This window comes from Streptomyces sp. NPDC127119, from assembly GCF_042677425.1.
Lineage (GTDB): Bacteria > Actinomycetota > Actinomycetes > Streptomycetales > Streptomycetaceae > Streptomyces.
This window is the reverse complement of sequence record NZ_JBHXTO010000046.1, coordinates 53,238-59,953: the sequence shown is the minus strand read 5'-3', so window position 1 is coordinate 59,953 and position 6,716 is coordinate 53,238. Positions and strand designations below refer to the sequence as shown.

The 6,716-nt window shown below is 70.3% G+C and carries 7 protein-coding genes; 1 reads left to right on the top strand and 6 read right to left on the bottom strand.

The window, feature by feature from the left end:
- The first annotated feature begins 159 nt into the window (after positions 1–159).
- Positions 160–864 carry an NADPH-dependent F420 reductase gene (locus ACFVH5_RS21085; protein WP_385835162.1) on the top strand — a complete coding sequence of 235 codons (705 nt, stop codon included), beginning with the start codon at positions 160–162 and terminating at the stop codon, positions 862–864.
- A gap of 16 nt (positions 865–880) precedes the next feature.
- Here ACFVH5_RS21085 and ACFVH5_RS21080 read toward each other — a convergent pair whose 3' ends face one another.
- The 6 genes from ACFVH5_RS21080 to gcvT all read right to left on the bottom strand — a co-directional run bounded on the left by ACFVH5_RS21080 (position 881) and on the right by gcvT (position 6,620).
- Positions 881–1,423 carry an MOSC domain-containing protein gene (locus tag ACFVH5_RS21080; RefSeq protein ID WP_385835157.1) on the bottom strand — a complete coding sequence of 181 codons (543 nt, stop codon included), beginning with the start codon at positions 1,421–1,423 and terminating at the stop codon, positions 881–883.
- Positions 1,424–1,441: 18 nt separating this feature from the next.
- Positions 1,442–1,999, bottom strand: a complete 558-nt coding sequence (locus ACFVH5_RS21075) for a glycoside hydrolase family 25 protein (protein ID WP_385835156.1) — start codon at positions 1,997–1,999, stop codon at positions 1,442–1,444.
- Positions 2,000–2,182: 183 nt separating this feature from the next.
- Positions 2,183–3,568: an L-serine ammonia-lyase gene (locus ACFVH5_RS21070; protein WP_385835155.1), complete on the bottom strand. Its 1,386-nt coding sequence runs from the start codon at positions 3,566–3,568 to the stop codon at positions 2,183–2,185.
- A 100-nt stretch (positions 3,569–3,668) separates the two neighbouring features.
- Positions 3,669–4,931 (bottom strand): serine hydroxymethyltransferase, encoded by a 1,263-nt coding sequence (glyA, locus tag ACFVH5_RS21065; protein WP_385835154.1) that lies wholly within the window; start codon positions 4,929–4,931, stop codon positions 3,669–3,671.
- Between the two features lie 30 nt (positions 4,932–4,961).
- A complete protein-coding gene (gcvH, locus tag ACFVH5_RS21060; protein ID WP_385835153.1) occupies positions 4,962–5,339 on the bottom strand; it encodes a glycine cleavage system protein GcvH in 378 nt (125 codons plus the stop codon).
- Positions 5,340–5,492: 153 nt separating this feature from the next.
- Entirely contained in the window at positions 5,493–6,620 is a 1,128-nt protein-coding gene (gene gcvT / locus ACFVH5_RS21055; protein WP_385835152.1) for a glycine cleavage system aminomethyltransferase GcvT, read from the bottom strand.
- Between the last annotated feature and the right edge of the window lie 96 nt (positions 6,621–6,716).

Genomic DNA, 6,716 nt, shown 5'->3' with positions numbered 1-6,716 from the left:
CAAACCGGCTACAAGCTGCTCTCGTTCCACGAGTTCTGGCCCCACAACAACAAGTCACCCGACGGGACGGGGCGCCCACCGGTTCAGGGGGGGCGCCCCTTTGTCGTGTTCGTCCATCCGGGTGGGGCTCGGAATAGCCCGGTATGAACCGGGGTTGGTATATCGCGCCAGGAGCCACCCACCTCCTCGAAGGGCGAGTCCCCCATGAAGATCGGCATCATCGGAGCAGGGAACATCGGCGGCAACCTCACCCGCCGGCTCACCGCACTCGGGCACGACGTGTACGTCGCCAACTCCCGCGGCCCGCAGACGCTCACCGCGCTCGCGGAGGAGACCGGAGCCACCCCCGTCAGCGTCGAGGAGGCCCCCCGGGGCGCCGAGATCGTCGTCGTCACGATCCCGCTGAAGGCGATCCCCGGCCTGCCGTCCGGGCTGCTGGACCAGGCGGCCGACGGGGTGACCGTCATCGACACCGGCAACTACTACCCGCAGCGGGACGGCCGGATCGCCGCGATCCTGGACGAGGGGCTGACGGAGTCCCGCTGGACGGCCCAGCACCTCGGCCACACGGTCGTCAAAGCCTTCAACGGCACGTACGCGCAGGACATCCTGGACCGCCCCCGGCCGGCCGGCGCCCCCGACCGCATCGCCCTCCCGGTGGCGGCCGACGACGAGGCGGCCAAGCAGGTCGTACGCGCCCTCATCGACGAACTCGGCTTCGACACCGTGGACGCGGGCGGCCTCGACGACTCCTGGCGCCAGCAGCCCGCCACCCCCGTCTACGGCCTCCAGGAGGGCGTGGACGCGGTGACGAAGGCCCTGGCCGAGGCGTCCAGGGAACGCACCCCGGACTTCACCGCGTAACTCTTTCCGCCCCCGCTCAGACGATGTCCAGCGGCAGGTGCGGTCCGGCCGGCAGTTCGACCTCCACGGGGTCACCGGGCCGCACCCGGCCACCCGCGACGACCACACTCATGATCCCGGACCGGAAGCGGGCCTTCCCGTCCTCGCCCCGGCCCACGACCTGCTTCATGAGCCCCTTCTGGAAGGTGTCGATCTGCGCGCAGGGATTGCGCAGCCCGGTGACCTCCACGACGGCCTCGTCCCCGAGCCGCAGCAGGGTCCCGGCCGGCAGCCCGAGCAGATCGATGCCCCGGGTGGTGACGTTCTCGCCGAGCTCCCCGGCCGCGACCTCGAACCCGGCTCCCCGGACCTCGTCGAACAGCTCCTCGTGCATGAGGTGAACCTGCCGCAGATTCGGCTGCGTGGGATCCTTCCGCATCCGGAACCGGTGCTTGACGGTCGCCCCGGCATGCACATCACCCTCGACCCCGAGCCCCACGAGCAGCACGATGCTCGCGCGATTCGGCTTGGTGAACGAGTACGCCCCATTGCTGCTGACCGCGGCAACGCTCCCACCCATACCGTGCGGCTCCCCTCGTCAGGCGTCCTCGGCCCATTCTCGCAGGGCGGCCTTGCTGGAGAAATCCGCGACGTTCTTGTCCAGCGGGTCGTCCGTGTACTGGTGGAAGCGCCACTTGGCCTGGATGCGGGGCTCGCCCGCCGTCACGTAGTCCGCGATCCAGAGGCCGTCACCCGCGTACGAGGTCGTGTCCACGTTCAGCCAGAAGTTCCGGTTGCAGTAGAGGACGACCCTGTTGTTCGGGCGCAACTCGCGTACCTTGCGGATGAAGCGGTCCTTCTCGGCGTTGCTGGCGTGGGTTCCCTCGCCCGTCGTCTCCCAGTCCACGGCGAGGATGTCGCCGGCCTTCTCCGGGGCCTTGCTGACGAAGTACTCGGCCTGGGCCGTGAGGTTGCCGGGCCACAGGAAGTGGTAGAAACCCACCACACAACCGGCGTCCCTGGCCCGCTTCGTCTGCGCGCTCAGCTTCGGGTTGACGTACGTCCGGCCTTCCGTGGCCTTGACGAAGACGAAGGACAGGCCCTCGGTGCTGTACGAGGACGACTGGTAGGCACTTACGTCGATGCCGCGCAACATGCGTGACTCCTTGGTGCTGGTGTGGCCGGAAACACGGATCGTGCTTCCTGGGGCCTGTGGGGGGGCAATCCCCTTTGAGGTTCCCGCACTTGGCCCGCACTACCCTCACGCGCACAACTGCCTTGAAGGTTGCGCCGGAGCACGCGCCCCTCAGTGCAGGCCCTCAGGCCAGGCCCCGAGGGCTCAGCACTCGATGATGTTCACAGCCAACCCGCCCCGCGCCGTCTCCTTGTACTTGACGGACATGTCCGCGCCCGTCTCCTTCATCGTCTTGATGACCTTGTCGAGGGACACCTTGTGGGAGCCGTCGCCGCGCATGGCCATCTTCGCCGCCGTGACGGCCTTGACCGCGGCCATGCCGTTGCGCTCGATGCAGGGGATCTGGACGAGGCCGCCGACCGGGTCGCAGGTGAGGCCGAGGTTGTGCTCCATGCCGATCTCGGCGGCGTTCTCGACCTGTTCGGGAGATCCGCCGAGCACCTCCGCGAGCGCGCCCGCCGCCATCGAGCAGGCCGAGCCGACCTCGCCCTGGCAGCCGACCTCGGCGCCGGAGATGGAGGCGTTCTCCTTGAAGAGCATGCCGATGGCGCCGGCGGCGAGCAGGAAGCGTACGACGCCGTCCTCCTTCTCCTCGGGCGTCGAGGAGGCGCCCGCGACGAAGTTCACGTAGTAGTGCAGGACCGACGGGATGATGCCCGCGGCGCCGTTGGTGGGGGCGGTGACGACCCGGCCGCCCGCCGCGTTCTCCTCGTTCACGGCCATCGCGTACAGGGTGATCCACTCCATGGCGTGGGCCAGCGGGTCGCCCTCGGCGCGCAGCTGGCGGGCCGACATGGCCGCGCGGCGGCGCACCCGCAGGCCGCCGGGCAGGATGCCCTCGCGGGACATGCCGCGCGAGACGCACGCCTGCATGACGCGCCAGATGGCGAGGAGCCCTTCGCGGATCTCCTCCTCGGTGCGCCAGGCCCGCTCGTTCTCCAGCATCAGCGCGGAGATGGACAGGCCCGTCTCCTGGGCGAGCCGCAGCAGCTCGTCGCCGGTGCGGAAGGGGTACTTCAGGACCGTGTCGTCCAGCACGATGCGGTCCGCGCCGACCGCGTCCTCGTCGACGACGAACCCGCCGCCCACCGAGTAGTACGTCTTCGAGAGCACCTCGGCGCCCGAGGCGTCGTACGCCCACAGGGTCATGCCGTTCGCGTGGTACGGCAGTGTCTTGCGGCGGTGCAGCACCAGGTCGTCGTCGAAGGAGAAGTCGATCTCGTGCTCGCCGAGCAGGTCGAGGCGGCCCGACGACTTGATCTTCTCGACCCGGTCGTCGGCGCCCTCGACGTCCACCGTGCGGGGGGAGGCGCCCTCCAGGCCGAGCAGCACCGCCTTGGGGGTGCCGTGGCCGTGGCCGGTGGCGCCCAGTGAGCCGTACAGCTCGGCGCGGACCGCGACGACGGGGGGCAGCAGGTCCTCGTTGCGCAGGCGGTGCGCGAACATGCGTGCCGCGCGCATCGGGCCGACCGTATGGGAGCTGGACGGGCCGATGCCGATCGAGAACAGGTCGAAGACCGAGATGGCCACGGGAACTCCTCAAAACGGGGTGAAGCGGGGTGGAACAGGGCGGAACGGAACGGGGTACCGCGCGCGCCTTCCAGTGTGCGCGGTACCCCGCGAAACGGAACTACTTGCCCAGACCGGGGTACAGCGGGTGCTTCTCGGCCAGGGAGGTCACGCGGGCCTTGAGCGCCGCCGCGTCGAAGACCGGCTTCAGGGTCTCGGCGATGACGTCCGCGACCTCGGTGAAGTCCTCGGCGGTGAAGCCGCGGGTCGCGAGCGCGGGCGTACCGATCCGCAGGCCCGAGGTGACCATCGGCGGCCGGGGGTCGTTCGGGACGGCGTTGCGGTTGACCGTGATGCCGACCTCGTGGAGGCGGTCCTCGGCCTGCTGTCCGTCCAGCTCGGACTCGCGCAGGTCGACCAGGATCAGGTGCACGTCCGTGCCGCCGGAGAGCACGTTCACCCCGGCCTCGCGGGCGTCGGCGGCCGTCAGCCGCTCGGCGAGGATGCGCGCGCCGTCGATCGTGCGCTGCTGGCGCTCCTTGAACTCCTCCGTGGCGGCGACCTTGAAGGAGACCGCCTTGGCCGCGATCACGTGCTCCAGGGGGCCGCCCTGGAAGCCCGGGAAGACGGACGAGTTCAGCTTCTTCGCGAAGGCCTTCCTGGCGAGGATGATCCCGCCGCGGGGCCCGCCGAGCGTCTTGTGCGTGGTGGAGGTGACCACGTCCGCGTACTCCACCGGGTTCGGGTGGAGGCCGGCCGCGACGAGGCCCGCGAAGTGCGCCATGTCGACCCACAGGTGGGCCTCGACCTCGTCCGCGATGCGGCGGAACTCGGCGAAGTCCAGCTGCCGGGGGTACGCCGACCAGCCCGCGATGATCACCTTGGGGCGGTTCTCCTTGGCGAGCCGCTCGACCTCGGCCATGTCGACCAGGCCGGCGTCGTCCACGTGGTACGCGACCACGTTGAACTGCTTGCCGGAGAAGTTCAGCCGCATCCCGTGGGTCAGGTGACCGCCGTGGGCGAGGTCCAGGCCGAGGATGGTGTCGCCGGGCTGGGCCAGCGCGAAGAGCGCGGCCTGGTTGGCGGAGGCGCCCGAGTGCGGCTGCACGTTGGCGTACTCGGCGCCGAACAGCTCCTTGACCCGGTCGATCGCGATCTGCTCGGCGACGTCGACGTGCTCGCAGCCGCCGTAGTAGCGGCGGCCGGGGTAGCCCTCGGCGTACTTGTTGGTGAGGACCGAGCCCTGGGCCTCCATGACCGCGACCGGGGCGAAGTTCTCCGAGGCGATCATCTCAAGGGTGGACTGCTGACGGTTCAGCTCGGCGTCGAGGGCGGCGGCGACGTCCGGGTCGAGTTCGTGCAGGGGCGTGTTCAGAAGCGACATCGGTCTGGGGTCCTTAGCGAGGAGCCGGAATCAGGAGCCGGAGAATTCGGTGTACTCGGCGGCGGAGAGCAGGTCCTTCGGCTCGTCCGTCACCCGTACCTTGAAGAGCCAGCCACCCTCGAAGGGAGCGGTGTTCACCAGCGCGGGGTCGTCCACGACATCCTGGTTGGTCTCGGTGATCTCACCGGTGACGGGTGAGTACAGGTCGCTCACCGACTTGGTCGACTCCAGCTCGCCGCAGGTCTCGCCCGCGGTCACCGCGGCACCGACCTCGGGGAGCTGGACGTACACCACGTCGCCGAGCGCGTTGGCCGCGTGCTCCGTGATGCCGACCGTCGAGACGCCGTCCTCGGCGCCCGACAGCCACTCGTGCTCCTTGCTGTAGCGCAGCTCTTGGGGGTTGCTCATGGCGTGAATTCTCCTGTACGCGGGTGAGTGCTGATGCAGGGGGAGTACGGGTGAGCTGGGCGGATGTGCCCAGGATCACGTGTGGCGCCTGCGGGCCGGCGTCACGTGCGGCGCCTGCGGACGGACGTCACGTGCGGTGCTTGCGAACCAGTGTCACTTCTGGCGCTTGTAGAACGGCAGTGCCACGACCTCGTACGGTTCGTGGCTGCCCCGGATGTCCACGCCGACACCGGCGGTGCCGGGCGCGGAGTGCTCCGCGTCGACGTACGCCATCGCGATCGGCCGGCCGAGCGTCGGGGAGGGCGCGCCGGAGGTGACCTCGCCGATCACCTTGCCGCCGGCGACGACGGGGTAGCCGGCGCGCGGGACGCGGCGGCCCTCGGCGGCCAGCCCGACCAGGACGCGCGGAGGCGTCGACTCGGCGCGGGCGGCGGCCTCGGACAGCGCCTCGCGGCCCACGAAGTCGCCCTCCTTCTCGAACTTCACGACCCGGCCGAGCCCCGCGTCGAACGGCGTGAGCGAGGTGCTCAGCTCGTGCCCGTACAGCGGCATGCCCGCCTCCAGGCGCAGGGTGTCGCGGCAGGAGAGCCCGCAGGGGGCGAGTCCGGCCGCGGCTCCCGCGTCGGTCAGCGCCTGCCACAGCTTCTCGGCGTCGGCCGGGGCCACGAACAGCTCGAAGCCGTCCTCGCCGGTGTAGCCGGTGCGCGCGATCAGCGCGGGGACGCCCGCGACCGTGCCGGGCAGGCCCGCGTAGTACTTCAGGCCGTCCAGGTCGGCGTCGGTGAGGGACTTCAGGATGCCGGGGGACTCGGGGCCCTGGATCGCGAGCAGCGCGTACGCGTCCCGGTCGTCGCGGACCTCGGCGTCGAAGCCCTCGGCGCGCTCCGTAAGGGCGTCCAGGACCACCTGGGCGTTGGAGGCGTTGGCCACGACCATGTACTCGGTGTCGGCGAGGCGGTAGACGATCAGGTCGTCGAGGATGCCGCCGTCCGCCCGGCAGATCATCGTGTAGCGGGCCCGGCCGGTCTTCACCCCGCCGATGTTGCCGACCAGCGCGAAGTCCAGCAGCGCGGCGGCCTGCGGTCCGCTCACGGTGATCTCGCCCATGTGCGAGAGGTCGAAGAGCCCGGCCCGGGTCCGCACGGCGAGGTGCTCGTCGCGCTCGGAGCCGTACCGCAGGGGCATGTCCCAGCCCGCGAAGTCGGTCATGGTCGCGCCCAGCGAGCGATGCAGGGCATCGAGGGCGGTGCGGCGGGGTTCGACGGGGGTGTTGCTGCTCATCGGCGGGGCTCCCAAGGCATGACGGCGAGGTCGTTCCTCCCCATCTGTCATCGGAACCTGAGAGGTTCGCCGTGACCACCGCCGAACACGGGGGTC

Bases quoted from the DNA above. Each gene is read 5' to 3' on its own strand.
- ACFVH5_RS21075 (WP_385835156.1), bottom strand. From the start codon at position 1,999: ATGTTGCGCGGCATCGACGTAAGTGCCTACCAGTCGTCCTCGTACAGC.
- ACFVH5_RS21080 (WP_385835157.1), bottom strand. From the start codon at position 1,423: ATGGGTGGGAGCGTTGCCGCGGTCAGCAGCAATGGGGCGTACTCGTTC.
- glyA (WP_385835154.1), bottom strand. From the start codon at position 4,931: ATGTCGCTTCTGAACACGCCCCTGCACGAACTCGACCCGGACGTCGCC.
- gcvH (WP_385835153.1), bottom strand. From the start codon at position 5,339: ATGAGCAACCCCCAAGAGCTGCGCTACAGCAAGGAGCACGAGTGGCTG.
- gcvT (WP_385835152.1), bottom strand. From the start codon at position 6,620: ATGAGCAGCAACACCCCCGTCGAACCCCGCCGCACCGCCCTCGATGCC.